The sequence below is a fragment of the Streptomyces sp. NPDC001502 genome (assembly GCF_042894785.1).
GTDB lineage: Bacteria > Actinomycetota > Actinomycetes > Streptomycetales > Streptomycetaceae > Streptomyces > Streptomyces kutzneri.
The window spans coordinates 88,018-114,158 of sequence record NZ_JBIAVW010000011.1 but is presented as its reverse complement, the minus strand read 5'-3'; the positions used below and the strand labels follow the sequence as shown (position 1 = coordinate 114,158).

Annotated in this window: 20 protein-coding genes; 3 read left to right on the top strand and 17 right to left on the bottom strand. The window is 71.4% G+C overall.

Features of this window, described 5'->3' with window-relative positions:
• Positions 1-18 precede the first annotated feature (18 nt).
• From ACFY0D_RS21080 to ACFY0D_RS21000, 17 genes are all read right to left on the bottom strand, one after another.
• Positions 19-798, bottom strand: a complete 780-nt coding sequence (locus ACFY0D_RS21080) for an ATP-grasp domain-containing protein (RefSeq protein WP_390799658.1) — start codon at positions 796-798, stop codon at positions 19-21.
• Positions 795-2,030 carry a guanitoxin biosynthesis heme-dependent pre-guanitoxin N-hydroxylase GntA gene (gene gntA / locus ACFY0D_RS21075; protein ID WP_390799657.1) on the bottom strand — a complete coding sequence of 412 codons (1,236 nt, stop codon included), beginning with the start codon at positions 2,028-2,030 and terminating at the stop codon, positions 795-797. The genes ACFY0D_RS21080 and gntA overlap by 4 nt, the downstream gene beginning before the upstream one ends.
• Positions 2,020-2,832, bottom strand: coding sequence for an enoyl-ACP reductase FabI (gene fabI / locus ACFY0D_RS21070; RefSeq protein WP_390799656.1), 813 nt, complete (start codon positions 2,830-2,832; stop codon positions 2,020-2,022). The genes gntA and fabI overlap by 11 nt, the downstream gene beginning before the upstream one ends.
• An 82-nt stretch (positions 2,833-2,914) precedes the next feature.
• Positions 2,915-4,288 (bottom strand): condensation domain-containing protein, encoded by a 1,374-nt coding sequence (locus tag ACFY0D_RS21065; protein WP_390799655.1) that lies wholly within the window; start codon positions 4,286-4,288, stop codon positions 2,915-2,917.
• Entirely contained in the window at positions 4,278-5,567 is a 1,290-nt protein-coding gene (gene fabF / locus ACFY0D_RS21060; RefSeq protein ID WP_390799654.1) for a beta-ketoacyl-ACP synthase II, read from the bottom strand. The genes ACFY0D_RS21065 and fabF overlap by 11 nt, the downstream gene beginning before the upstream one ends.
• Positions 5,560-7,287: a thiamine pyrophosphate-binding protein gene (locus ACFY0D_RS21055; RefSeq protein WP_390799653.1), complete on the bottom strand. Its 1,728-nt coding sequence runs from the start codon at positions 7,285-7,287 to the stop codon at positions 5,560-5,562. Before ACFY0D_RS21055 ends, fabF begins: the two co-directional genes overlap by 8 nt.
• Positions 7,284-9,956: an aldehyde dehydrogenase family protein gene (locus ACFY0D_RS21050; protein WP_390799652.1), complete on the bottom strand. Its 2,673-nt coding sequence runs from the start codon at positions 9,954-9,956 to the stop codon at positions 7,284-7,286. The genes ACFY0D_RS21055 and ACFY0D_RS21050 overlap by 4 nt, the downstream gene beginning before the upstream one ends.
• A gap of 205 nt (positions 9,957-10,161) precedes the next feature.
• Positions 10,162-11,403, bottom strand: a complete 1,242-nt coding sequence (locus tag ACFY0D_RS21045) for an ATP-grasp domain-containing protein (RefSeq protein WP_390799651.1) — start codon at positions 11,401-11,403, stop codon at positions 10,162-10,164.
• Positions 11,400-12,563 (bottom strand): MFS transporter, encoded by a 1,164-nt coding sequence (locus ACFY0D_RS21040; RefSeq protein WP_390799650.1) that lies wholly within the window; start codon positions 12,561-12,563, stop codon positions 11,400-11,402. Before ACFY0D_RS21040 ends, ACFY0D_RS21045 begins: the two co-directional genes overlap by 4 nt.
• A gap of 92 nt (positions 12,564-12,655) precedes the next feature.
• A complete protein-coding gene (locus tag ACFY0D_RS21035; protein ID WP_390799649.1) occupies positions 12,656-13,645 on the bottom strand; it encodes a diiron oxygenase in 990 nt (329 codons plus the stop codon).
• Between the two features lie 43 nt (positions 13,646-13,688).
• Positions 13,689-14,951, bottom strand: coding sequence for an ATP-grasp domain-containing protein (locus ACFY0D_RS21030; RefSeq protein WP_390799648.1), 1,263 nt, complete (start codon positions 14,949-14,951; stop codon positions 13,689-13,691).
• 74 nt (positions 14,952-15,025) lie between these two features.
• Positions 15,026-20,002 carry an amino acid adenylation domain-containing protein gene (locus tag ACFY0D_RS21025; protein ID WP_390799647.1) on the bottom strand — a complete coding sequence of 1,659 codons (4,977 nt, stop codon included), beginning with the start codon at positions 20,000-20,002 and terminating at the stop codon, positions 15,026-15,028.
• Between the two features lie 38 nt (positions 20,003-20,040).
• Positions 20,041-20,787 carry a thioesterase II family protein gene (locus ACFY0D_RS21020; RefSeq protein WP_390799646.1) on the bottom strand — a complete coding sequence of 249 codons (747 nt, stop codon included), beginning with the start codon at positions 20,785-20,787 and terminating at the stop codon, positions 20,041-20,043.
• On the bottom strand, positions 20,784-21,005 hold the full coding sequence (locus tag ACFY0D_RS21015; RefSeq protein ID WP_390799645.1) for an MbtH family protein: 222 nt from the start codon (positions 21,003-21,005) through the stop codon (positions 20,784-20,786). Before ACFY0D_RS21015 ends, ACFY0D_RS21020 begins: the two co-directional genes overlap by 4 nt.
• Positions 21,006-21,007: 2 nt before the next feature.
• Positions 21,008-22,027: a 2,3-diaminopropionate biosynthesis protein SbnB gene (sbnB, locus tag ACFY0D_RS21010; RefSeq protein WP_390799644.1), complete on the bottom strand. Its 1,020-nt coding sequence runs from the start codon at positions 22,025-22,027 to the stop codon at positions 21,008-21,010.
• Positions 22,015-23,061, bottom strand: a complete 1,047-nt coding sequence (gene sbnA, locus ACFY0D_RS21005) for a 2,3-diaminopropionate biosynthesis protein SbnA (RefSeq protein WP_390799643.1) — start codon at positions 23,059-23,061, stop codon at positions 22,015-22,017. Before sbnA ends, sbnB begins: the two co-directional genes overlap by 13 nt.
• Positions 23,062-23,216: 155 nt before the next feature.
• Positions 23,217-24,215, bottom strand: coding sequence for a LuxR C-terminal-related transcriptional regulator (locus ACFY0D_RS21000; RefSeq protein ID WP_390799642.1), 999 nt, complete (start codon positions 24,213-24,215; stop codon positions 23,217-23,219).
• A gap of 202 nt (positions 24,216-24,417) precedes the next feature.
• Between ACFY0D_RS21000 and ACFY0D_RS20995 the strand changes: the two genes are divergently transcribed.
• From ACFY0D_RS20995 to ACFY0D_RS20985, 3 genes are all read left to right on the top strand, one after another.
• The gene (locus ACFY0D_RS20995; RefSeq protein ID WP_390799641.1) at positions 24,418-24,699 is read left to right on the top strand and encodes a hypothetical protein; all 282 of its coding nucleotides are present in this window, start codon (positions 24,418-24,420) and stop codon (positions 24,697-24,699) included.
• Between the two features lie 171 nt (positions 24,700-24,870).
• Positions 24,871-25,080: a hypothetical protein gene (locus ACFY0D_RS20990; protein ID WP_390799640.1), complete on the top strand. Its 210-nt coding sequence runs from the start codon at positions 24,871-24,873 to the stop codon at positions 25,078-25,080.
• Positions 25,077-26,060 (top strand): transcriptional regulator, encoded by a 984-nt coding sequence (locus tag ACFY0D_RS20985; protein ID WP_390799639.1) that lies wholly within the window; start codon positions 25,077-25,079, stop codon positions 26,058-26,060. The genes ACFY0D_RS20990 and ACFY0D_RS20985 overlap by 4 nt, the downstream gene beginning before the upstream one ends.
• The last annotated feature ends 81 nt before the right edge of the window (positions 26,061-26,141 follow it).

Sequence of the window (26,141 nt, the reverse complement as noted above, 5' to 3'; positions counted from 1 at the left end):
GGCCCGAGGCCTCCCCCCCTACGGGGTCACGAACGGCAGGTCGGCGGCGCGGACGCGGTGGAGCGGCCCGGCCGCGCGCAGGACCACGTCCAGGACGGCCTCGGGCCGGGCGGCGTAACTGTTCGAGAACCACGGCATGTTGGCCTCGACCACGGCGTACCGGCCCGTCGCGCCGACGAGGCCGACGTCGACGGTGACGGCGCTGGGCAGGTCCGTGCCCGCCGCGGCGAGCAGCGCGGCCGCGAAGCCGCGTACGTCCGCCCCGCGCGCGTCCTCGGTGAGGGGGGCGGGGTCCAGGCGCCCGTGGACGGCGTACCGGCTCCCGGCGGCGATCTCCCCGTCGAGCAGGAACAGCCGGTATTCGGCGGCGAAGTCCACCACCTCGGAGACCAGCACGGGGGTGGCGGCGGGCAGGGCCTCGGGCAGCGGCGAGCCGGGCCCGTACACGGCGGGCGGGAAGGACTTCTCGCGCGGCGGCTTCACGAACGCCGGCCGCCCGGAACCGGTCAGATCGTGCGCCGCCCGGCCCAGGGTGGTCAGCTCGATCCGGCGGCCCGTGAACCGCTCGGGCAGCCGCGTGAGCCAGTCGTCGGGCGGTTCCAGCAGCCCCAGCCCGAGCGCCCCGGCCACCCGCGCGGCGGCGTGCGGACCACCGCACCAGTGCACGGCCCGGCCGGCCAGGTCGCCGAAGCCGGGGCCGAGGGTCCGGACGGTCATCCCCCGGCGGGCGGCGGCCCCGGCGAGGAGCCCGGCCGTGGCGGTCGGCCGGGCCGGTATCAGAAACACCTCGTCCGTCATCCGGCCATTGTGCCGCGGGCGTTCCCGCCGTTGCGCGGAGTGAAGGGGCACCCCCACCCGGGCGCGGTCATCCGGCCGCTGTAGTGCCGGGCCTCGTCCCGGTACGTGAGAAGACTCGGATTCGCCGAACCGTTGAACGCCAGGTCCCGCTGCCTGATCTTCTTGCGCATCCTGAAGAAGTTGCGGCCCATGGCGTTGAACTGGAGCTGCGAGTTGAACACCAGCGCGGGCAACCGGAATCTGCGGCTCGGCCGGGACGCGCCGGGATGAAGGCCCACCACGAAGAAGGGATGGCCCTGGACGGAGAAGGCGAACCGTGGGGAGGCGGGATCCGAGTCGTACTGCCCGTTCCAGGCATGACGGCGGCTGTCCCGGTCGTGCATGCCCTGCAGATGGCCCCAGACCGCATCCTCGAAGGCCTGCTCGGCCGTATCCGGCAGGCTGTCGAACGTGGCGACGAACGACGAGAAGCTCCGCTCGCCGGGTTCGAACGACTCCAGGAAATCGCCCAGACCGGCCAGGCTGTCGAGGACCGCCGAGGGGCTGCCGAGCTCGCCGCAGTGCCGGTGGAGGACGCCGCCGCGCCGCAGGGCCGCTTTGGCGCCCAGGCAGATGAAGTCCTCCCGGCCGATGAACTCCGCCAGTGCCTGGTACGGCGTCTGCCCGTCCTCGTCGTCTTCCGTCGGGTCTTCGCCGTCCTCCGTCGGGTCTTCGCCGTCCTCCGTCGGGTCTTCGCCGTCCCCCGTCGGGTCCTCGCCGTCCTCCGGCGCGACCTCGGACGCCGGCCGGCGGGACAGGACCTGGGCGGTGGACACCGTCACGGTGCTTCCGTCCTGGGCCGAGATCGTCACTTCCACCGAGACCAGACCGCCGCCCAGGGCCTCGCGGGCCTGGACGAGCCGGGCGGAAGCGGTCAGGACGTCGCCCTTCCGGATCGGGCGGACATGGCGGTAGTCCTGGGCGAGATGGACGGCGGACGCGTAGTCGTACCCGAGCGGCCGCCGTGCGAGGACCGATGCCTCCGCCTGCGCCGCCAGCCGGACGGCGAAGGTGGGGGGTGCGATCACGTCCGGGTGCCCCCGTTCGCGTGCGGCCGCCGCGCTCCGGTACACGGGATGGGGATCCCCTAGCGCGTCGGCGAACTCGGCGATGGACTCACCGGTCACCTCGACGGGGCCCACGGTGGCCAGGTCCGGCGCGCCGCCGGACGGTTGCGCGAGCTCAGCGGACATGGACACGGACACCGCCGTCGCCGATCGCGTGCGCTCCGCCGTCGACGTGCAGGATCTCTCCCGTGGTCGCCGGGAACCAGTCCGAGAGCAGGGCCGTGCAGGCCTTCGCCACCGGTTCGAAGTCCGTGGCCCGCCAGCCGAGCGGGGCGCGCAGGTCCCACGCCGCCTCGGCCTGGTCGGGATCGGTGCCCTCGTCGTAGGTGGCGCGCCCGGCCAGGGTCCGCAAGGGGCCCGCGGCCACCAGGTTGACCCGGATGCCCTGCTCCCCGAGGTACGCGGCCAGGTAGCGCGCGCAGGCCTCCAGGCCCGCCTTGGCGACGCCCATCCAGTCGTAACCCGCCCAGACCTGACGGGAGTCGAAGTCCAGTCCCACCACCGAGGACCCCGGACCCAGCAGCGGGAGCAGCGCGGCGGTCAGCGCCTGCAGGGAGACCGTGGAGACCTCGAACGCGGTGGTGGCGTCCTGCCGGGTCGTGCTGAGAAAGCCACCGCCCAGCGCCCCGGGAGGCGCGTAGGCCACGGCGTGCAGGACCCCGTCGAGACGGTCGGTGTGCCGGCGGAGCCTGCTCTCCAGCGTGGCCAGGTGCTCGTCGTCGGTGACGTCCAGCTCGATCACCGGGGCGGGCTCCGGCAGCCGCCGGGCGATCCGTTCGACCAGGGAGAGCCGGCCGTAGCCCGTGAGGACGACGCGTGCTCCCTCCTCCTGGGCCTTGCGTGCCACGTGGAAGGCGATCGAGCGGTCCGTGAGGACGCCCGTGACCAGAACGGTCTTTCCTTCGAGCAGGCCGGTTCGTGCGGACAACGGGTCCACCTTTCGCGAGAGTGTGTCCGTGCGGAGTGTCGTGGGCTCCGTGTGCCGGGGGCGGGCCCGGGGCCCACCGCGCTCAGCGGATGCGGTTGCGCAGCTCGGTCACGGCGAGTTCCGGCTCGTGTGCGGCGGCGGCGGCCACGGCCATGACGGCGCCGATCAGCGGATCAGGGTCCGGCAGGACGCGGGTGTCGTACGTGATGGTGGCCTCGATGGTGCCCGGCCGGTCCATGTAGTAGTTGATCCAGACCGCCGCGGTGGACGGGGCGACGGGCCGCTCCCCCTCCCACAGCGGAGCGAGGAAGTCGCGTGCCGCGGTCGTGGCCTTCGTGACGGGTCCGAGGACGAGCGGCCTGGCGGGCGGCAGGACGTTCACTCCGACGTTGCGCGGCGCCAGCGGGGCCACCTCCCTGATGGACCGTCCGTAGGTGGGCGGCAGGGCCTCGTTGGTACGGCAGTGTGCGGTGATCCAGTCACCCACGGTCCGGGGCTCGGGGTGCGGCGGAACCAGCACGCAGGGCTCCACGAGGGGGCCGATGACCAGGACGTCCTCCGGCTTCGCATGGCCGTGCCGCAGGCTCAGCAGGGCCTGCGCCCCGTCCGCCCACAGGCCCGCCGCGAGGGCGGTCGCGGCGAACAGCACCTCGGCGCGGCTCAGGCCCGTCCGCTGGGCCGCGCCGGTCAGGTCGGCGGCGAGCCGGTCGGGCAGCGCCCCGTCGAAGGTCCCGTCGCCCAGGAACTGCCCGGGCGCTCCGCGACCGCCGGGCAGCCGCAGGGCCGGACCGGGCAGCGGGTACGGCTGGAGCAGGCCGGTCCACCGGGCGAGGCTCTGCCGGCGTACGTCTTCGCCGGGCAGGTCGCCCAGGTACGCGGCGAAGCCCCGGCCGCGCACGGAGTACTCGCCCGACCGGTAGGCGCCGGCGACGGCCCGGGTCAGCAGCCCGAGCGCCCAGCCGTCGATCACGGAGTGGTCGAAGGAGAACGCGAGCAGCTGCTGCGTGTCGTCGTCGGCCGCCCGCAGGAGACAGATCCGGCCGACGGGGTCGTGCCGCAGGTCGGGCTTGTCGAAGAACACCGGCGTGAGGAAGGCGGCCGCCGCGGGGGCGAGCCGGCCGTCGGTGACGACGGCAGGGAGCTCGACCGTCTCCAGCTTCAGGGGGGCGGGCCGCTGCCGCTCCAGCTTCGGGCCGTCCTCCGTAGCGCGCAGGCGCAGGTGCAGGACGTCCGTGGCCAGGGTGACCTGCTCCACGGCCGCGGCGAGGCGCGCCGTGTCGAGGGGGCCGCTGACCCGGAACAGGTTCCACGCCATCTCCGCCGGGTTCCTGCGCAGGTAGCCGTCGGAGTCGCTCTCGCCGTTCGCCAGGCCCCGTACCGGCATGCCGTACGCGGGCAGCGTTCCGGCGGTGCCGTCGTCCGTGCTGTCCGTGCTGTCCGTGCTGTCAGTGCTCACGCGGAGCCTCCCAGGCGCGCAGGACGAGGACGGCGTTGTGACCGCCGAAGCCGAACGAATTGCTCATCGCCACGTCGACCCGGTGCTCCCGGGCCTCGTGCGGTACGAAGTCCAGGTCCTCGTCGATCGGGCGGTGGCAGTTGATCGTCGGCGGGACCACGGAGTGCAGGATCGTCAGACCCGCGACGATGGCCTCGACGGCGCCCGCGGCACCGATCATGTGTCCGGTCATCGACTTCGTCGAACTGATCGGTATGCGCTCCGCGTGGCTGCCGAAGACCGACCGGATCGCCTCCACCTCGGTCCGGTCGTTGGCCTGGGTGGAGGTGCCGTGCGCGTTGATGTAGTCCACGTCGGCCGGCCGCAGCCCGGCGTCGGCGAGCGCCTGGGTCATCGCGGTCCGGGCGCCGCGCCCTTCGGGGTGGGGCGCGGTCCAGTGGTGCGCGTCCGAGGTCGAGGCGTATCCGGCCACCTCGGCCAGGATGGTCGCACCGCGGGCCAGGGCGTGCTCCTCGGCTTCCAGGACCAGCACGCCGGCGCCCGCGCTCATGACGAAGCCGTCGCGGTCCTGGTCGAACGGGCGGGAGGCCCCGGCCGGTTCGCCGGTGCGCGTGGACAGTGCCTGGGCGTTGCCGCTGGTGGCCAGGTCGAGCCGGGTGAGGATGTGCTCGGCGCCGCCCGCGACGGCGACGTCCACGGTGCCGTGCCGGATCCAGCCGACCGCCTCGCCGATCGCGTCGGCGCCGGAGGCGCAGGCCGTGCTCAGGGCCCTGGTCGGCCCCGTCGCCCCGTACTCGAAGCTGATCTCGCAGGCCGCGCTGTCCATGGCGCCGGTGATCTGGGCGAAGGGGCTGACCTTGCGGGGGCCGTGCTCCTCCAGTGCCCTGAAGTGCCTGGCGGTGGAGGTCACCGGCCCGTAGCCGCTGCCGATCAGCACGCCGGTCCGCTGCCCCGTGGTCTCGTCCAGGACGAGACCGGCCTGCCGCATCGCCTCGGATGCGGCCGCGAAGGCGTACTGCGCGTACGGGTCGGTGCGCCTCACCCGGCGGGTGTCGAGGTGGCGGGAGGCGTCGAAGTCCTTGACCTCCCCGCCGAAGTCGGTGGCGAGGCCGGTGGTGTCGACGCCGGTCAGCGGAGCGATGCCGCTCTTCCCGGCCGTCAGCGCGGACCAGGTCTCGTCGACGGACAGGCCGAGGGGGGTGACGGCCCCCCAGCCGGTGACCACGACCCTGCGGGACGACCCGGTGCGGGTCGGTGTCATGCCCTGCGTCTCACTCATCGCCCGCCGCCCCGATCTGGGGGAAGTCGCCGCCGGCCACGTCGGCGCCGAACATCGCGTCGGTCAGGCGCACCGGCACGTTGAGCACGACCACTTCACCGGCGGCGCACTTCTCCCAGGCCCGTGCCACATCCGCGGCGAGGGACTCCTTGTCCCGCACGGTCACCTGGTGCAGCCCCGGGAGCTGCGGCGCCTGGGCCCGCACGGCTTCGGGGTCGACGAACGCGTGGTCCCCCACAGGGTTCTCCCGCTGGTCGAGCTGGACCTGCAGCCACCCGTAGCCGCCGTTGCGCAGCACCACGTAGAGCAGGCCGCCGCTGTACTTCACCGCGGTGGGCAGATCGACTCCGGCCATGGCGAACGCGCCGTCACCGACGAATGCCACCACCGGCCGCTCGGGCGCGGCGAGTTTGACGCCGAGCGCGGCGGCTGCGCCGAAGCCCAGGCTCGTCTGCTCGGACGGGACGACGGATCCGGCCCCCGACGCACAGGCGTACAGCGGGAACTTGTACGACCACATGTCCTGCAGACCGTTCTCCTGGACCAGGATCCGGTCGGCGGGCAGCTCCGCGTCCAGGGCCCCCAGGACCTCGGCGATGTGGAGCTCCGAGGAGGCCGCCAGGTCCGCGAGGAGCTCACGGTGCGCGGCGTGCAGCGCGGTGTGCACGGCGCGCACGGACGTGGTCCACTCGCTGTCCGCGTCGTGCGCGGGCAGGTGCGCCAGCCAGGAACGGACGGTGGCCCCGGCGGGAGCCAGCACCTTGGGTCCCTGGAAGGTGGTCGCGAAGTCCGCCGCCACCACGTTGACCTGGATGACGGGCACCTCGTTCCCGATGGTGGAGGGCCACTGGAAGGTGGCCGTCTCCTCCAGCCGGGTGCCCAGGGCCACCACGCAGTCGGTCTGCTGCCACAGCAGGGCCGCCTGCTCGGGCGTGTAGAGGCCGGCGAGACCGCAGAACATCGGCGACGCCTCGTCCACGGCACCTCGGCCGGACGCCGTGCTGAACACCGGCGCACCGAGTCGCTCGGCCAGGCGCTCCAGCTCGCGACCCTGGTTCTCGTGCCGGGTGCCACCGCCGACGAGGAGGACCGGACGGCGGGCCGCGCGCAGGGCCCGCAGCGCCGCGGAGTCGGCCGGCGTGACGATCTCGTACGGAGTCTCGGCCGTGTCCGGCGATGCCAGGGACGCCGCGGTGAGGGCCGTGGCCTCCGCCAGCAGGTTCTCCGGCAGCTCCACGTACACGGGGCCCCGCTCGTGCCGGGCGATCAGGAGGGCGCGCCGGAGGGTCGGCACCAGCCGGTCGGGGTGGTCGACGCGGGCCGCGTACTTGACCAGGGGGGCGACGACGGCGAGCTGGTCGAGTTCCTGGAACGCCCCGCTGCCGCGGTGCTGTGCCCCGGTGCCGCCGCTGAGCAGCAGTACGGGGGCCGCGGAGGCGGCCGCTTCGAGGAGCCCGGTGACGGTGTTGGTCACCGCGGGCCCCTTGCCGACGACGGCGACGCCGACCTCGCCCGACTGGATCGCCCACCCGGTGGCCATGAACACCGCGTTGCGCTGGTCGCGGCACAGGATGAAACGGATCCCGGCCCCGTGGGTCGCCTCCAGTGCGTACATGTCATCGCCGGGGAGCCCGAAGACCGTGCGGATGCCCGAGGCGGAGAGGACCGCGGCGGCGGTGGTCCATGCGGCGGCCGCGGACGTGTTCGATTCGTTGCTCATGACTTTCCCGGGAGGTAGGAGGCGACGACCTTCGACAGCAGCAGCGGCTCCGTGTGCCGCTTGCGTCCGACGGAGACGTAGTTGGCACGGATGCCCCGGCCGCCGAAGGGCTTGTTGCCGTTCTCGATTTCGATCAAGGTCTCGCCGACGCTCACCATGTGGCGCTCCCGGAGGACCTCCACGGTGTCCGGCAGCGATCCGAACACCGAGGCCGCCATGGCGCGTTCGGCGTAGTAGGGGTGGCGCAGCAGCTCGTTCAGCCACTCCTGCGAGGAGTAGGGCACCACGTTGAAGACGGGGGCGAACATCTCGGGGGGCAGGAACTGGGTGTCCGTCGGGTGGATCAGGACCGTGGGCCGGACGTGGCGGTCCACGAAGTCGATGCGGCCGCCGGCGGCGACGAACTCGCGCTTGCTGCGCAGATAGTCCAGCGTCGACTCGAACGCCTCGTCGTAGAAGAGCGCGCTGTAGTCGGCCGTGGCGTCGCTGGGCGCACCGTGGCGCAGTGCCTCGACCCGCCGCGTCAGCAGGTTGCAGAACTGGGCGCTCACCGAGGTGTGGACGAAGACGACGTCCGGGCCGAAGCAGTCCTGACCGGAGTTGAGCATGCGGACCTTGATCAGGCCGTCGACCGCCCGGTTCAGGTGCGCGTCGGCGCCCACGATGTACGGGTTGATGCCCTGGCCGAAGAAGCAGAACACCGTCTCCTGCGGCAGCTGCTCGCGGATCGTCTCGGCGTTCTCGTACGAGCCGGTGAACACCAGGACGTCGGACTTCTTGCCGACGTTGTCCATGAACTCGCGCTGGCCGCTGTCGTCGAGCACGAGCGGCAGGTCGTGGACGGTAGCGATCAGCTTGTGCAGGGCGCGGGTCTGGTGGTCGATCATCCGGGACGGGCGGAAGACGATCTTCTCGCTGTACAGGCTGGGGATGACGACATAGAGGATGTAGCCGTACAGCGGGATGTTCGACGGCATCAGCACGCTGGTCAGCCGGCTCGCCTGCGGGCCGTAGCGCGCGACCTCCGCGACCGCGCCTTCGAGCGCCTCGATGGAGGCGTCTATCTCGTCCGTGGCCGTGCGGTGGTTGCAGACCTCGGTGAGGATGCCGAGGATCTCGGTCCGGCGCTCGCTGAGCAGCCGGGCCACGTCCTGCAGGACCGTGATCCGGTCTCCGAAGGGAATGGCGGGACCGGTCGGCTTCGGGGCGCTCCGGTCGGCTTCGGCCTTCTGCTCGCGGTTGCGCAGGGCTGCCTGCGCCATGTAGCCCAGCGCGGTGAGGTTCGCCTTGCCGTTGGTGTGCTCCGGGAACTCCGGTACGACGAGCACCTTGTTCGGCTGCTCGAACTCGGCCACCAGGTCTGCGAACACCCGGCGCCAGTGGGCGGCGGGCCGTTCTTCGGGGTCGGCGACCACGAAGACGAGGTCCGTACCGTAGCGGCCGTTCTCCACGGGAACGACGCGAACGGGCCGGCCGCACTCGCTGGCCTTGGCGGTGATGGCGTCGGGGTAGAGCGTGTTGCCGAAGCGGTGCACCGCGGCCTTGCGGCCGAGCACGCGCAGATTGCCGTCCTCGTCGAGGAATCCGAGGTCCTGCGTGCGGTGAACGGTGCGCTGGGTCTCCCGGACCCGGCCGCCCGGCTCCAGCATTCCCACCATCAGGTCCGGGGAGTGGACGATCACCTCGCCGACCTCTCCGGCCGGCAGCGGGCGGTCCTCGTCGTCGACGACGGTCACGGTGATGCCGGGGAGGGGACGGCCGCAGCGGACCGGGTTCCCGGGCGCGGCCAGTGCGATGTTGCCCGCCTCGGAACTGCCGTAGCCGTCGAGCAGCGGCTTGCCCAGCTGCTCCGTGAAGCGGCGCAGCAGATCGTCCTGCATCGGCTCGCCGCCGACGCACCACATGCGCACCGACTCCAGCAGCGTGGTGCTGGTGTGACCGCGGCCGAGCAGGCGCAGGACGCCCTCGTACACGGCGGGGACGGAGTCCACGACGGTGACGCCCAGGTCGACGATGGCGTCGAGGGCCAGGTCCGTGCGCCGGCTCGGGAGCAGGACGAGGCTGGCCTTCGCCTGCCACCACAGGAGCAGGATCGAGAGACCGTACTGGTGCGTGAAGGGCAGCAGGGGCAGCAGCACGTCGGCCTCGGTGTACTGCATGCGGTCCTGTGTGCGCGACACGTTGGCCAGGACGGAGCTGCCGGAACGCACAATTCCCTTGGGCCGGCCCAGGCTCCCCGACGTCCAGACGATCAGGGCGTCGGAGCGCTGCGCCCACCGCTCGAAGGAGAGCTCGGCCGGCTCGCCCTCACTGTGCTCCGCCGCCGTGGCGAGTGCCTGCAGGGGCACCCACCGGGCGTCGAGCTTCTCGAAGGCGGCCGCCGGCTCCTCGTGGTCGGACACGAAGAAGTCCGCGTCGGCCTCGGCCACCAGGCGTGCGAACTGGTTCGGGGTCACCCCGCGGTCCACCAGTCCGACGGAGACGCCGATCTCCATCAGCGCGAACGTGGCCAGGACCGAGGCCGCGGAATTGGCGGACGAGAGCAGAACCCGGTGGGAATCATCGACTCCACGGGCCCGCAGCTCTTGTACGACACTCGCGCAGGCAGCCCGTACCTCTCGCCATGAGCGGTCGCTTTCATTTCGGCTGATGAGCACCCGAGAACACATCCAATCTTCGAACGGAGTTGGCGACGGCGGCCATCAATCGGATCCGGATCGAAAAAAACTTCACCGGGAAGACGTTAGGAGCGGGTACTCAAGTGCGAATCGAGTCGTTGTGTAGTGCGGGTATCGACGGGCGCGGGTGACATGGAGATGCCGTCCGGGCGGGCGGGCTCGGACGGCATCGGGAGTAACGGCGGTCTTCCGCTCTTCACGGGGAAATCGGACCCCCGGCATACATTCCGGCGGATTCCATGGACCGGATCACCGCCTGGTCCCGGTCGAGCTCGGCCTCCGTACCTGCCGTGAGGGAGACGAAACCGGGGGAGGTCGCCATGTCCACGGTCGCCCGCATCGGGGTGCCCTCTCGGACGCCCGTGACCAGCCGGTCGAAGGTGGGCAGTGCGCGGAAGCGGTCGTGCCAGGCCGCCGAGGTGCCGGCACCCCGGTTGATCAGCCAGATGTTGCGGACGTAGCCGTTCCAGCGCACCGCCTGGTCCTGGAAGGCGTGGAAGGCCTGCGGGTCCGTGAGGGCCACGGCGAGGAGGTCGACGTGGGAGGTGCCCGAGTGCCGTTCGATCACGTCGGGCAGCATGGCGCCCATGAGCCGCGCCCCGGTCTCGATGAGCACCGGGCCGTCCGCCGTCAGCATCACCTCGCTGTGCGCGGCGCCGTTCGTGATCCCGAGCGCGGTGACGGCGGACACCGCGTAGTCGACCAGCTCCCCGACGTGCGGGGCGGTCATCGGCAGGGGCTGCTGGTAGTCGTACAGAGGCGCACCCGCGGGGCCGTCGGTCTTCATCGAGAGCCAGACGTCGGAGACCTTCTGCACGCCGTCCACGGCCACCGTGTTGACGATGTACTCGGTACCGACGAGGAACTTCTGCACCACCGCGGACGGGTTGGGGTTGCCGAAGTAGTCGTTGCTGCGCATGACGGCCGAGCACGCCGAGCGCACCTCGTCCGCGGTGGAGCAGATGTGCACGTTGTCCGTGCCGGCACTGGCGGCGGGCTTGACCACGACGGTGGTGCCCGCCTCGTGGAACCATTCCACGGCCGCGTCCGGGTCGGTGGTGCTGAACCCCACCGGTGCGGCGAGACCCGCGTCCGCGAGGCGGCCGGCCATCGCGTACTTGTCGCGCCTGGCCTCGACCCCGTCGAACGCGTTGCCGGGCAGGCCGAGCTCGTGGGACAGCGTGTCGGCGAGCACCACCCCGCACTCGGTCCCCGCGACCACACGGTCGACCCCTGTCTCCTTCAGCGCGCGCACGGCATCGGCCAGGTCGGGGAAGTGGCCGAGATCGGCCGCGTAGTACTCCGGCACGAACGAGGGGAGCAGGCGGGCGGGCGGCACTTCCTGGCTCCGGACGTGGAGGCACTCCACGCCCCGTTCGATCAGCTTCTTCACCAGCAGGCTGCCGGTCGAGTAGCCGTCGACGATCGCGATCTTCACTGCGGGGCTCCCGAGGTCTCCAGCTGTCCGGCCAGTCCGGCGGACAGATCGTTCTGCTTGCTCCGCAAGCGCAGGTCACAGAGGTAGGCCAGGCCCGCGATCGCCGCGGCGACCGCGCCGAAGACGGCGAAGGAGACGCCGGGGCCGCCGAGCTCCAGGGCCGTGCCGGCCAGCGGCGACCCGATCACGTTGCCGACCAGGAGCGCGCTGGCGTAGGACCCCATGGCCACGCCCTTGCTGTCGTCCGGCGCGAGCCGGCTGACGGCACTGGCACTCGCCGACAGCGCGGGGGCCACCAGCAGGTTGGCGGGAATGGCGATCAGGCACAGCCAGTACCACTCGGTCGCGAGTCCGATCGGCATGCACAGCAGGCCGAGCCCCGCGCCCACCACGAACACGGACGGCGGTGTGCGCATGGCTCCGTAGAGGAAGCCGCCCAGCACGGAGGCGATGCCCGCGAGCACCAGCAGCAGCCAGCTCCACGCGAGCTGGTCGGACCGCTGGAGGGTGCCGATGGCCGCGACCTCGAATCCGATCACGGCGACCGAGGTGGCGACGGTGATGCTGAGTGCGCACACCATGCGCCCGGTGAGCCAGCCGCGCAGTCCGGGCCTCGGTCCCTCGGCCGGGCGGGACTGCCCCAGCGGCGGGTCGAGCAGCAGATAGCCCGCCCCGACCACCAGGAGCATCGCGCCCATCACGGTGAACGCCACCGTGGGCGAGGCCATCGAGGCGAGCAGGATGCCCATCGACGGGCCTGCCATGTAGGCGATGTCGGTGGTGATGGCCTCGACCGCGTAGGCGGTGTGACGGTTCTCCTCGGTGACCATGTTGGCCAGGGCGAGCCGGATCACCGTGAAGGCCGGAAGGGTGGTCAGGCCTCCGAGGAACGCCGCGGCGAGCAGGGCCGGGTACGGCAGGAAGTGCGCCGTGCCCCAGAACAGGGCCTGGGCGAGCACGAGAAGGCCGAAGACCCTGCGCAGTCCGTAGCGGTCGAGACCACGGCCCTGCAGCGGGGCGCCGAGGCCGCCGCCGGCCGTCCAGGACGCGGCCACCAGGCTGCCCGCGCCGAATCCGAGGTCCATGTTCCCCACCACGTGCAGGATGAGGACCGAGGAGATACCGAGGCCCGGCATTTTCGCCAGCAGGCCGATGACCATGAGGGGCCGGATTCCTGGTTCGGAAAACAGCCGCCGATAAGTGGAAAACACGAATACGCCTCTCGCGTCGACAGTGAACGGGATGCAGCGGCCTAGTTCCCGGCCTGATTCCCGTCCTCCCAGTCCCAGTCGACGTCACCGAGCAGGTCCATATCGGAAAGGAGCGAGCGCAGGCCGCTGAAGTCGCGCACGAGGTTCTTGCGCTGCGCGTCGTGCCGGACCTCGGCGATCATCTCGTCGACGCGGGGCACCCCGTGCATCGTGAGAATCCGGTGCCAGGTCCCGTAGTCGTTGGCGACGAACGCCTCAAGGCCCGTGATCAGGGTGTCGACGAAGAACCTCTGCCGGTCCTTGGAGAGGAAGTCGTAGACGGTCTTCGCGAGTTCTCCGGTGATGGACGCGTGGCAGATCTCGTCGCGGTTGTGCAGCTGTACCGTCGTCGAGTTGATGACCTGGATGTCCGGGTCGTTCGACAGCAGGTGCAGGTACGCACTGATCGAGGTCTCCGACACCGTCGCGAACGCGAGCGTGGTGAGCTTCTTCTCCCAGGACTCGCCGCAGCCGTCCCGCAGCTCCGCGAGCCGCTGGACCAGGTGCGGGGCCGGGAGCACCGTGTCAGGGACGGTGATCTTCCGCTTCTGCCGGGTGATCGTGCTCGCGTTGAGGTGCATCAGCGTGTGGTACTGCTCGTCCACCATGGCCTGGGCGAGCGAGGTTTCGAGCGCGGGCCCCCCGAGCGAGGGGAACTCTCCCTCGATGACGTAGGCGAAGGCCGGGTTGACCACGCGCTGTTCCGCCAGGACCGTGTGCTTGTTGTAGCCCAGCCAGGCCCAGCTCAGGATCCGGCTGCGGACCTCGGGGTCCAGCGCCTCCCACACCGGGTGGCCGACGAACGGGACCAGGTGTTCCGGGTAGTCGGGCCGGTCGACCTCGAACAGGTCCTCCAGTTCGGGTTCCTTGCGCTTGACCGTCGCGCGGCGGTGCCAGTTGCCGGCCAGGCGCGTGATGACCGCGTTCTCCACCGGATGTGTGGGATCGAAGGGCGGGAACCCGGGTATTTCCGTCAATACGTTGCTGTTCATGCACGCCTCTGTCGTGTACGGCTGTCGATCGGTCGGACCTGCGTCACGCGGTCTGCTCCACGTCGTAGAAGCCCGGCCCGTCCAGGTAGCAGAGCGCGTGGAAGTCGCGTTCGACGACTTCCGCCGAGGAGTGCGCGAAACCGACGGCGATGGTCTTGGTGGAGTCGTCGACGGTGCGCACGATGACCTCGCCCGGCCGGATGAACGTCTCCACGTTGTTGAAGCTCTCCATGCCCTTGACGACGTCGAGCAGGGGATAGCGGACGAGCCTGCCCTCCTGCGGCGCGGTCGGCCAGGACACGGACACGTGCTGCTCGAACCGGTACGGGCGCCGGTACTCGGCGAGGAAGCGGTCGGGGCGCAGATAGGCCTCCACCGTCCAGCCGATCTGCGATTCCCCGGCGCCCAGCTCGGCGTAGTAGGGGGTGTTCGCGCCCGCCATGCGTGCCCCCACCTCGACGAGGCACGGCCCGTCGTCGGTCACGATGATCTCCAGATGCGCCGGACCGTGCAGGATCCCGAGTGCGTCCAGCACGTCGGACGCGTAGTCGACGAGGGCCTGGCGGACCGGGGAGTCCCCGGGGACGAGGTGTCCGCCGGTGATCCGGTCCCGTACGCCGGGGACGGACATCTTGCTGTACTTCCAGACGTCCGTGACCCGGTGCCGGCCGTCCCGGCTCACCGTGTCCACGACGTACTCGCCGCCGACCAGGTACTCCTGGACCACGGCCGCCGTGTTGGTCTCCGAGAAGACCGTCGTGCGGCCCAGGATGCCGCGCAGTGCGGCCGCCGACTCCTCGGGGGTGTCGCAGACGGCCACGCCGTCGTTGGCGGCGCTGCGCAGGGGCTTCACCACGACCCGGCCGCCGACCTCGCGGTGCCAGTCCGTCAAGGACCGCTCGTCCTCGACGAGCAGCTGCCGCGCCGCGCGCAGCCCCGCCGCCCTGATCGTCTCGATCATGACGAACTTGTCCCGCCGGGCGGGCGAGAGCCGGCGCCCGTTGGTGGGCAGGCCGAGCTCCTCGCTGAGTTCGTCGGCCAGCTCGACGCCGTACTCGCCGGCGGCTATGACGGCCACGGGCCGGTGCTCGGCGACCGCCGCGGCGGTATCGGCCACCACACCCCGGTGGATGATGTCGGCGCTGAAGGCCGAGGTGTCGAAATCGCCCTGGTAGCACTTCGGTACGTCCACGGTGGACTGCACGCGTACCACGTCGCAGCCCTCGTCCATGAACGCCTTGGCCAGCGCGAAGCTGGAGGGGTACGCGTCGACTAGCACGACGACGCTCTTGCCGGTGTTGTTCACGCTTGCCTCTCTGCTTGCGACCGGGCGGTCGGTCAAGCTGCTGCGGTGTCGGTCGTGCGATGTGCCGTTGTCGCTCACGCCGCCTCCTCCAGGGCCTCGGCGAGTTCCGCCACGGTCGGGTGCCGGAAGACCAGGACCGGCGAGACCCGGCGGCCGAGCCGTTCGCCCAGCCGCGCCGCGACCCTGGTGACGGCCAGCGAGTTGCCGCCGACCTCGAAGAAGTCGGCGTCCGCACCGAGGGAGGCCTCGATCCCGAGGGTCTCCTGCCACACCTCGGCCACGAGCAGTTGCTCCTTGGTGAGGTCCTCGGCGGTCACCGGCTCGGCGGCCATCGGCTGCGGCGCCGGCAAGGCGGCCCGGTCGACCTTGCCGTTCGGGGTGAGCGGGATCGCACCGATGGCCGTGTAGCTCTGCGGAACCATGTAGGACGGCAGCTGTTCCGCCAGGTGTGCCCGCAGGTCCGCCTGCACGGGTGCGGGGCCCGCCTGCGCGGGGTCCGCCTGCGCGGGGTCCTCGGGGATGACATAGGCCGCCAACTGCTCGACCCCCGTCGTCGTACGGCGTACGGCCACCGCGCAGTCGGCGACCGCCGGATGCGTACGCAGCACGGACTCGATCTCGCCGAGCTCGATGCGGAACCCGCGCACCTTGACCTGGTGGTCGTTGCGGCCCAGGAAGACCAGGTTCCCGTCGGGCAGGAGCTGCACCACGTCTCCCGTGGCGTACATCCGGGCGCCCGTCTCCTCCGCGAACGGGTCGGGCAGGTAGGCCTGTGCCGTCCTGGCGGGCTGCCCCAGGTAGCCGCGGCCCACGGCGATCCCGCCGACGAACAGCTGTCCCCGGCATCCCGGCACCACCGGCCGCAGCTGCGGATCCAGCACGTACAGGCGCGCGTTGTCGGTGGCCCGGCCGAACGGGACGCTCGGGCGGTGCGCGTGCCGGTCGACCAGGTCCTCGGTGATGGGGCAGTACGCGGACGTGACGGTCGCCTCGGTGGGTCCGTACTCGTTGAAGACCTCACAGCCCTCCGCGGTCACGGCCAGGATGCGGCGCGCGACGTCGTGCGGCACGGCCTCCGCACCGGTGAAGAGCAACCGCACGGACGCGAGCCCCTCGGCGACGTCGTCGGCCGCCTCCAGCAGGATCCTCATCTGCGAAGGGGTCGCGTTGAGGGTGGTGATCCCGCGCTCGGACAGCTCCCGCAGGAAGGCCTGCGGGTCATAGGCCGCCGTGGAGCTCGCGAGGTGCAGCTGCGCGCCGGACACCAGGCACTGGAAGATCTCCCACACCGAGTTGTCGAAGGCCACCGAGTGGTTCAGCAGCGCGCGGTCCTGCCCGGTGAGACGGCACACCCGCTGATTCCATTCGAGGAAGGCGGTGATGTTGGCGTGGGTGATCGCGACACCCTTCGGCTTGCCCGTCGAGCCGGACGTGTAGATCACGTACGCGAGGTGCTGCGGCTCGGCCTGCGGCCCGTCGAGAACGCCGTGCTCCGCCGGCAGATCCGCCCCCTCCGTGACCGGGACGAGCGTCACCGAGCCGGGCAGCAGGGCCGCCGAGCCGTGCCCGGGGTCCGCGATCACCAGGCGTACGCCCGAGTCGTCCAGCAGGTGCTGGATCCGGTCGGCCGGATAGCCGGGGTCGAGCGGGACGTAGGCACCGCCGGCCTTCAGCACGGCGAGCAGAGCGACCACCATCTCCACCGAGCGTTCCAGGCAGACACCCACCAGACGCTCCGGTCCCACGCCCCTGGCCCGCAGGACCCGCGCCAGCGCGGCGGCCCGGCGGTCCACCTCGGTGAAGGTGAGGGACTCGCCGTCGCCCACGAGACACACCCCGTCCGGGGTCGCGCGCACCTGGGCGTCCCACATCCGTACGAGGGTGCTCGGTTCGGGCAGCGGCACGGCGAGCTCCCCGCGGGAGAGGCTGCGCAGCTCCCGCGGGTCCAGGATCTCCAGCCGGGACAGCCGGGCCGCGCTGTCGCCCACCATCTGCTCCAGGACCCGTACGAAGTGGGCGCCCAGCCGCTGGACGAACGCGTGGTCGAACAGGGCGGTGGCGTACTCGATCGACACCGAGAGGTCGCCGCCCTGCGCGGCGTGGTCGGTGACGTCGAAGGCCAGGTCGAACCTCGCCGAACCGAGCCGTCCTTCGAGTTCCTTGCGGTCGAACACCTCGGTGAGGACGCCGGCGGGGGCCTCCTCGTCCAGCGCGAACAGCACCTGGAAGAGCGGGTTGCGGCTGAGGTCGCGCTGCGGGCAGAGCCGCTCGACCAGCTTCTCGAACGGCAGCTCCTGGTGTGCGTACGCCTCCTTCGCGACCTCGCGGACCCGGCCGAGCAGTTCGCGCCAGGACGGGTCGCCCGAGAGGTCCGTGCGCAGCACCGCCGTGTTCACGAAGTAGCCGACGGCGTCCGCGGTCTCCACCCGCTGACGGCCGCCGATCAGCGTGCCGACGGCCACGTCCGTCACATCGGCGTACCGGCCGAGCAGCACCTGGAGCGGTGCGAGCAGCCCCATGAACAGCGTGATGCCTTCGGCCTTGCACAGTGCGCGCACCCGGTCGGCCAGGTGGGCGGGGACGCGGAACAGCTCGCGCCGTCCGTGGTGCCCGGCGATCGCCGGGCGCGGCCGGTCGGTCGGCAGTTCCAGGGCGGGGACACCGGCCAGCTGCTCGCGCCAGTAGCCGAGCAGCCGCTCCAGCTCCTCGTCGTCCAGCCGCTCGCGCTGCCACTGGGCGAAGTCGGCGTACTGCACGGGCGGGTCCGGCTCGGCGGGCTGCCGTCCGGCGCGCAGGTCCGCGTAGTGCGTGCCCAGTTCCCGCACGACCAGGTCGAGCGAGGTGCCGTCGGAGGCGATGTGGTGGAGGGTGAGCAGCAGGAGGTCGCGCTGCGGGGTGTGCAGCAGGTCCGCGCGGAGCAGCGGTGCCTCGCCCAGGGCGAAGGGGATGCGGATCCGCTCGGTGAGCAGCCCGTCCAGCGCCTCCTCGGAGGTCTCGATGCGGGTGATGTGCACGGGTGCGGCGGGCTGCACCTGCGGCTCGGCCAGGCCGTCCACCTCCCGCAGCGTGGTGCGCAGCACCTCGTGCCGGCGGACGACGGACGACAGGGCCTCCTGGAGGGCCGGCACGGCGGCGCGTCCGTCCGGGAAGGCCAGGACGAGCGGCAGGTGGTAGGCGGGGATCCCGCTGTTGAGCTGCTCGAAGATCCAGATCCGTTCCTGGCCGAAGGAGAGTCCGGCCCGGGTGGCCGGGCGGATCGGCTCCTCGTGCACCGCGGGCAGCGTGGCGAGGGCCGCGGCGAGCCCGGCCGGCGTCGGGTGGGCGAACACCGTCCGGGTGTCGACCGGTACGGCGAGCACCTCGCGCAGTCGGGCGACCGCGCGGACGGCGGTGAGGGACTGCCCGCCCAGGCTGAAGAAGTCGTCGTGGGGGGAGACATCGGTGAACCCGAGCACCTCGCCCCACACCTGGCAGATGGCAGCGGTCTCCGGTCGCAGGGGGCCGTCCCCGGCCGCGGGTCCGGCCGAGCGGACCCGGTCGTATCCGACACCGGCGAGGGCGTTGCGGTCGGCCTTGCCCGCGGGGGTCCGGGGCAGGGCCTCCAGCACGGCGTACCCCTGCGGCACCATGTAGGCCGGGAGGCTCCGGGCGAGGTGATCGCGGATCAGGGCCGGCAGGTCGTCCGGCGCGGTCCCCGCACCGATCGCGTACGCCACCAGCTGGGCGCCGCCCGCGGCCTCGTGGTCGACCGTGACCACGGCGTCCGCGACGAGCGGATGGCTGCGTACGGCCGCCTCGATCTCGCCGATCTCGATGCGATGGCCGCGCACCTTGACCTGGTGATCGTTCCTGCCGAGCACCTCCAGGTCGCCCTCGGCGGTCCACCGGGCGAGGTCACCGGTGCGGTACAGGCGCTCCCCGTCGCCACCGAACGGGTCCGGGACGAAGCGTTCCGCGGTCAGCGCCGGACGGTTCAGGTAGCCGCGGGCCACTCCCTCACCCCCGATCCACAGCTCGCCGGTGACGCCCTGCGCGACCTGCGCACCCTGCTCGTCGACCACATGGACCCGGGTGTTGGACAGCGGCATGCCGACCGTCACCCGGCGGTCCGCCGCGTCGATGCGGGCCGCGGTGGCCCAGACCGTCGCCTCGGTCGGGCCGTACAGGTTCCACACCGTGCCGCCGGTGGCGAGCAGGTCCGCGGCGAGCTGCGGGTCCAGCGCCTCGCCGCCCGAGAGCAGTACGCGCCCCCGGCCACCCGTCCAGCCGGACGCCACGAGCATGCGCCACGTGGTCGGCGTCGCCTGGACGACCGTCACCCCGGCGTCCTCGATGGTGGCGGCCAGGAGCTCCGGGTCGGTGTTGGCGGCCTGCGGTGCCATGACCACGGTCGCGCCGAGCGTCAGGGGCAGGAACAGTTCGAGCGTCGAGATGTCGAACGAGAGCGGAGTCAGCGCGAGGACGCGGTCCCCGGCGGCAAGTCCGGGACGCTCGGCCACGCTGGTCAGGAAGGAACTGATCGCCGCGTGGGCGATGCCCACGCCCTTCGGCAGCCCGGTGGATCCGGAGGTGTAGATGGCGTACGCCAGGTGGTGCGGCCGCAGCGCATCGCGGGGGGCCGCAGGGGCATGCGCGCGGCCCGCCGCCGTGACGTCCTCGACCAGCAGGAGTTCCACCGCCCCGGCGGCGTCCTCCACCGCCGAGCGTGCCTGCGCGTGATGGAGGGCGTCGCACAGCACGAGGGCCGCGCCGGAGTCCGCCCGCATGTACCGCAGCCGGTCGGCTGGGTAGCCGGGGTCCAGCGGCAGGTACGCGGCGCCCGACTTCAGGATGCCGAGCAGCGCCACCACCATGTCGACGGACCGGCCCAGGCACACGCCGACCAGCGACTCCGGACCGATGCCCCGTGCGTGCAGCTCGGCGGCGAGCACGGCGGCACGCCGGTCGACTTCGGCATAGGTGGCGCGGTCCGAACCCGCGATGACGGCAACCGAGTCAGGGGCCGTCGCGACCCGCTGCTCCCACAGTGCGACCAAGGTGGTCGGCGCCATTGAACTGATCCTTTCTCAACCCCAGAGGGGGACGTCTGTCAACTCCAGGCGGGGGCGGTGTGCGCGATCGACTCCGCCAGCCGCCCCTCCGTGCCGCGCACGTAGAGGTGATCGCCCGGGAACATCCGCAGGTCGAATGCGCCCGTGGTGTGATCGCGCCAGGCGGCCAGCTCCGCGGCACGGACGGTCTCGTCCTCGGAGCCGCCGAGCACGGTGAACGGGCAGGGCAGCGGCACCTCGTACGACGGCTCGTACGTCTCGCTCACGGTCAGGTCCGCGCGCATCATGGGGAGCAGCAGCTCCTGCAGCTCGGGATCGAGGCCGGCCAGTTCCGCACGCCCGAGCCGTTCGAGCAGGTCGGCGTCCGGCAGGGCGTGCACCTGGTCCCGGTCCGGCACCTGGGGCGCGCGCATCGCGGAAAGGAACAGCCGGGCGGGCAGCCGCGCCCCCGTCTCCCGCAGCCGGTGGGCCACCGCGAAGGCGAGCTGCGCGCCCATGCTGTGTCCGAAGAAGGCGAAGGGCAGCTCCGAGCGCTCCGCGATGAGCGGTGCCAGCTCGTCCACCACGGCGTCCACGGAGAGCAGGCACGGTTCGGCGAACCGGTTCTCCCGGCCGGGCAGCTGCACGGAGCAGACCTCGACGCTGTCCGGGAAGTGCCCGGTCAGCCGGTACGAGGAGGCGCCGGCGCCGGCATGCGGGAACACGAACAGGCGGCGGTTCGCCGTCCCCTCCCGGCTGCCCAGGCCGCGCAGCCACAGCGGCGCGGTGACGGTGTCGGTGCTCATCGCGCCGGGACCTGTGCCTCGGGCGCGGACGACGCGACGCGCACGGAGCGCGGCGTCAGGTCGGTCCACACGTCTTCGATGTGGGCGAGGCACTCCTGCTTGGTGCCCTCGGTGCCCACCGCCGTCCAGCCGGCGGGCAGGTCGCGATCGGCGAACCAGATCGAGTACTGCTCCTCGTGGTTGACGACGCTCACGTAGCGCTCTTCCCGGCTGCTCATGATCAGGCCTCCACACCGTCGAAGAAGCCGGCCGCGCGGTAGCCCTTGCCGGCTGCGACGACCCGGTCGTGCACCCACTTGCCGACGGCGAGGTCCAGTACGCCGAGGCCGAACGGGGCGAAGACCGCGGGGCGTCCGGGCTCCCTGGCGGCTCGCCCGCCCAGCAGATCGCCGATGGTTCCGTCGATGAAGTCGCGGTTGCCGGTCAGCTGCTCGGTCAGATGCAGCGAGGTGCGCTCGCGCACGGCGTGGTCCACGTCGTCGGTGAAGTTCTGCGCGGCGAGGACCACGTCGGGGGCGAGGTCGCGCAGCGAGAGGTGGAGCACCACCGGCCCGTGCGCCACGAGCTGCGGATCGTGCAGGTGCGGCTCGCCCGCGACGGTGGTGAGCACGACCAGATCGCAGTCGGTGAACGCGTCCTCGACGCGCTCGGCGATCTCCACCTCGGCCGTGGAGTCCGCCTTCAGGATCCGGCCGTAGCGGTCGGCGGCGTCCCGGTCGAGGTCGAAGAGCCGGAAGGCGCCGATCTCCCAGTCCAGGTCCCGCAGGAACTTCCACACGTGCTGGGCGATCAGGCCGGTGCCGACGACGCCGACCCGGCGGGCCCGCCGTTCACCGAGCAGTGCCTCGGCGCCGAGTACCGCGGAGGCCGCGGTCCGGGTGGCGGAGATGATCGAGGACTCCATGCAGGCGAACGGGAACCCGTTGGTGCAGTCGTTGAGGATCAGCGTGGCCGAGGCGCGGGGAACCCCGTGCCGGGTGTTGTCGGGGAAGCTGGCGATCCACTTGTTGCCCGCGACGTCGAACTCGCCACCGAGGTAGGCCGGCAGGGAGATGACGCGTGAGCGGCTCTGGTGCGGGAACCGGAGGAACGAGCTGTGCGGGTTGGAGCTCTGGCCGGCGTCGTGCGTCAGATAGGCGGCGCGGACCACTTCCAGGATCTCCGGGCGGCTGCCCTCGACCTCCGCGGCGACGGAGGCCGCGTCGATCACCGTCATGGTCGGCGGGGTCATGGCGTGCATGTGAGCTGTTCTCCTTCGGTGCGCGGCCGGTCCTGTGCGAGGGCGGAGTGCAGTGCATCCTCCGCGCGCAGTCGCTGGAGCCAGTCGTGGTCGTAAACGGTCTTGAGGTAGGCGTGCCCGCGGTCCGCGGCGAGGAAGGCCACGGTGGGGCGGCGCCCGATGGGCCGGTTCCGTGCGAAGTAGCTCCGGATCGCGGCGTAGATGCTGCCCGTCGATCCGCCGGCGAACAGCCCGTACCGGGCGAGCAGCTCGTGGCAGCTCTCGGCGGCCCGGACCTCGGAGACGATCTCTACGTCGTCGATCAGCGCCTGCTCACACAGCGGCGGCACGATGCTGGACCCGATGCCGGGGATCCTGCGCTTCCTGGGCGGTCCGCCGAAGATCACCGATCCCTCGGTGTCCACGGCCACCACGACACACTGCGGGAACTCTTCCTTGACCCTGCGGGAGACGCCCGCGATGGTCCCACCGGTGCCCACACCGACGAACAGGTAGTCGATCACGCCGGCGTCCTTGACCAGCTCTCCGGCGGTGAAGCGGTAGTGCGCTTCGAGCGCGTCCGGGTTCGCGTACTGGTTGGGCCAGTACGCATGGGGAAGCTCGGTCAGCAGCTCCTGGACCCGGGACAGACGGGTCTTCAGGTAACCGCCCGTGGCGTCCCGGCCGGCCACTCGCTCCACACGCCTGCACAGGGTGCGCAGGTGCTCTTCCGTGCCCGCGTTGCAGTTGGGGTCGATGACCGGGACGAACGGAATGCCCAGCAGGCGGCAGTAGAAGGCCAGCGCCAGGGCGAAGTTTCCGGACGAGGATTCCACGACAGTGGTGCCGTGGAGGATCTCTCCACGGACGATCGCCTGCTCCAGGATCCAAAGTGCCGAACGATCCTTGGTGCTGCCGGTCGGATTACAGAATTCCAGCTTGGCAACAATATTCAGTTCGTCATCTTCGAGAGGAATCAGCGGGGTCCCCGCCAGGCCGTTGCGGAGCTGCCTGATTCGCTCGACCAGCGCCTTGTCGGCATGTCTTTGAACCATGATCCGACTCTGGCACGCCGAATTCCGGACGGGCTCAAGCGCGACTCAAGCACGATCCGCCGCGGCTGTGGTGAAGCCGGCCAGGCTCACCCGCGGCGGTCCGCCGCCCCGTTCAACCGCACGTCGTGGGCAGTTGAACCGGCCGGGCGGGCACGTCATTCGGCGGTGCTGTCCAAGTGGCCACGGCGTACGGCCTCGACGCCCGCCTGGAAGCGGCTGCGGGCCTCCAGCTGGGTGAGCAGGCCCGACACGGTCCTGCGCACGGTCCGGGCCGAGACCCCGAGCTGGTGGGCGATCGCGTCGTCGGTGAGCCCGCGCGCCATTAGGCGGAGTACTTCGGCCTGGTGCGAGGTCAAATCCTCCGGAGCCCGCTCCGGGCTCACGCCCAGGGGCTGTGCCGACTGCCATACGGACTCGAAGAGTGCGGATATCAGCGTGATCGTGCCCGCGTTCTCCACCATCACCGCGCCTGCTCCGGTGTTCTGGCTGTCCGTCGCGATGAGGGCGATGCGCTGGTCGACGAGAATGAGACGGTTGGGCAGGGAGGGAGCGGTACGGATCATGCCCCCGTGGGCGACCAGCCATTCGGCATGGGCAACGGTGGGCGCATCGCGCCGGATGCTGTCGAGATAGACGGTGCGCATGCGGATTCCCTGTTCGAGCAACCGCAGGTTGAGAGGCCGTGACGCGACCATGTTCTCCGGCGTCTGCGGCCCCCCGGGGGCGAACGTCAGGAATTCTTCCTGTACTTGCGTGGTGAGAATCTCTATCTGTTCCCTGATGGCGTCGACGCCCGCCACGTAGTGGAATCCCGCCCCGGCTCCCGGAGCGTACTGATGGGCGAACTGGGCCATCGTCTCCGCGACCACCGCGCGGCTCGCCTCGACGCGCTGCTGATGCGCGGCCAAATCGGCCTGCTGTTGGGCAAGCAGGGCTTCCAGGCCGAGGAGGGGGTTTACCGGACGTACCTGGGTGTGGTCCTCTGTCGAGCGTCGGACGAGCGCGAGCCGGCTCAACCGGTCGAGCGCATCACGCACCGCGCCGGCCGGCAGACCGAGGGAGTCCGCCCAATCGGCGACGCCTCCCTCCGGGCGGGACAGCATGGTCCGGTACACGACCTCCGCGACCGAATCGATGCCCAGTCCAGAAAGCAATGGGACTCCCCCCTGGATGTCCGATTCCCTGAATGCAAACCGATAGGTAACCCCGGAGATTACATGAAGGCCCAGGTCCGAGCAGTGATGGGGATTACGTGCGGCTCCACCGCGCCAGGGGTCCTTGCGACAAGGAACGTCGGGGCGAGCTCGCCGAGAATGTCCACTTTCTTACGGTAGGTAAATTTTGTACCTGGTTCACGTGTACCTGGCACCCCATCCGGCCGGTACGGCGCTGCCCATGGACGTGGCGGCACTCGTCACGGGGGCCGCCGCGCGAGCCCCGGAGATCCTGCACGTCGCCGTGCACCCGGCGGACGGACCCGGCCCGGTCATCGGCGTCTACCTCAGGTCGGCGGCACCCGAGCTCGCCGAGTCGGCGGCGCGTGTGGCCTGGTGGAGCGCCGTGGACGAGTGGCCGCGGCTGGGTGAGTGGTCCCTGCTGCGGGCGTCGGTGTCCCTGGCACCGGACAGTGCCGGGTGATCCCCGTCTGGGCCGATTCGTACCGTGCGAGCAGCCGTCTTCCTGTCCACATGCGGACATGACCGCTCTGCCCCTCCCCGGAACCCTTCACTCCGCCCTTGTGTACCGGCCATATTCGGTGTCGGGGCCGATCGGAGCCCCGGAGAACGTTGTACGAGGGGGAACAGAAAGATGATGACGGTTCGTCGGGTCGCAGGTTTCGGTGTCGCGGTCGCTGCTGTGCTGACGATGGCCCTGGGCGTGGCCGGGGTGGGCCCCGCACAGTCGGCGTCGCACCAGGTCCAGAGCCTGGCGGACGACGCGGGCTGGCAGTCGCCCAACCCCCGCACGGTGGCCGCTTCCGGTCAGCAGACGTTCCGGTACGACGCGGGCTGGCAGTGACGGTCCCACCCCGGGGGAGGACGGCCGCGGAGCACCTGCTCGCACTGCGGGACGAGCTGCCCCGGCTGCCGGTGGAGAGCGTTCCGGTGAAAGCCCTGAAGATCACCGGCTCGCCCCGTTCCAGGATGGAGAGTCCGGAACACGCACGTACGCTCCTGGAAGCCGGTGACCGGCTTCCACCGGTTCTCGTCCACCACCCCTCGATGGTGGTCATCGACGGCATCCACCGGGTCCGGGCGGCCGAGATGCGGGGCCGGGCCACCATCCCCGTCCGCTTCTTCCGCGGCAGTGCGGAAGAGGGCCGGCTCCTGGCGGTGGCCCTGAACGTGACCCACGGCCTTCCGCTCTCCCCGGGGGAGCGCACCGCAGCGGCCGAGCGCATCCTCGCCGCACACCCCACATGGTCGGACCGGTCGGTGGCGTCGGTCGTGGGCCTCTCCGCCGGCAGGACCGCCGCCCTGCGCCGAAGGGTTCTCGGCGCACCCGGACCCGGTGCCGTGCGCGTGGGACGTGACGGCCGCGCCAGGCCGCTGGACCCCTCGCGGGGCCGGGAGCTGGCGGCCTCGCTCATCAGGAGCAATCCGCAGGCCTCACTGCGTGAGATCGCGAAGGAGGCCGGGATCTCACCGGCCACCGTCGCGAAGGTACGGGACCACCTGGCGCGCGAGGACGGGGCGGCCGTCCCCCCGGGGGCCTCGCGGGGAACCGGAGCCGGCATCGGCCGCGGCGCACCCGCCGACGGCCGGGGACGGCCGTCGGACGTGGGCGAGATCCACCGGCTGCTGCGCGGCGATCCCTCGCTGCGCTTCACCGAATCGGGGCGCTCCGTGCTGCGTCTCCTGGATTCCGGTGCCGCCGTCGCTCTGAACAGGCAAGAGATCGCGGCCAGTCTGCCCGCGCACTGCAAGACCGCCGTGGCCCAGCTCGCGCGGGCCTATGCGCAGAGCTGGCAGCTCCTCGCCAACGAGGTCGCACGGTGATCAGGGCAGTCCGGTCGGAGCCGTAGCGGACCGCCAAGAGTCCAACCCGAGTACCTGCACGTGTGCGGGGATGGAGAGGCA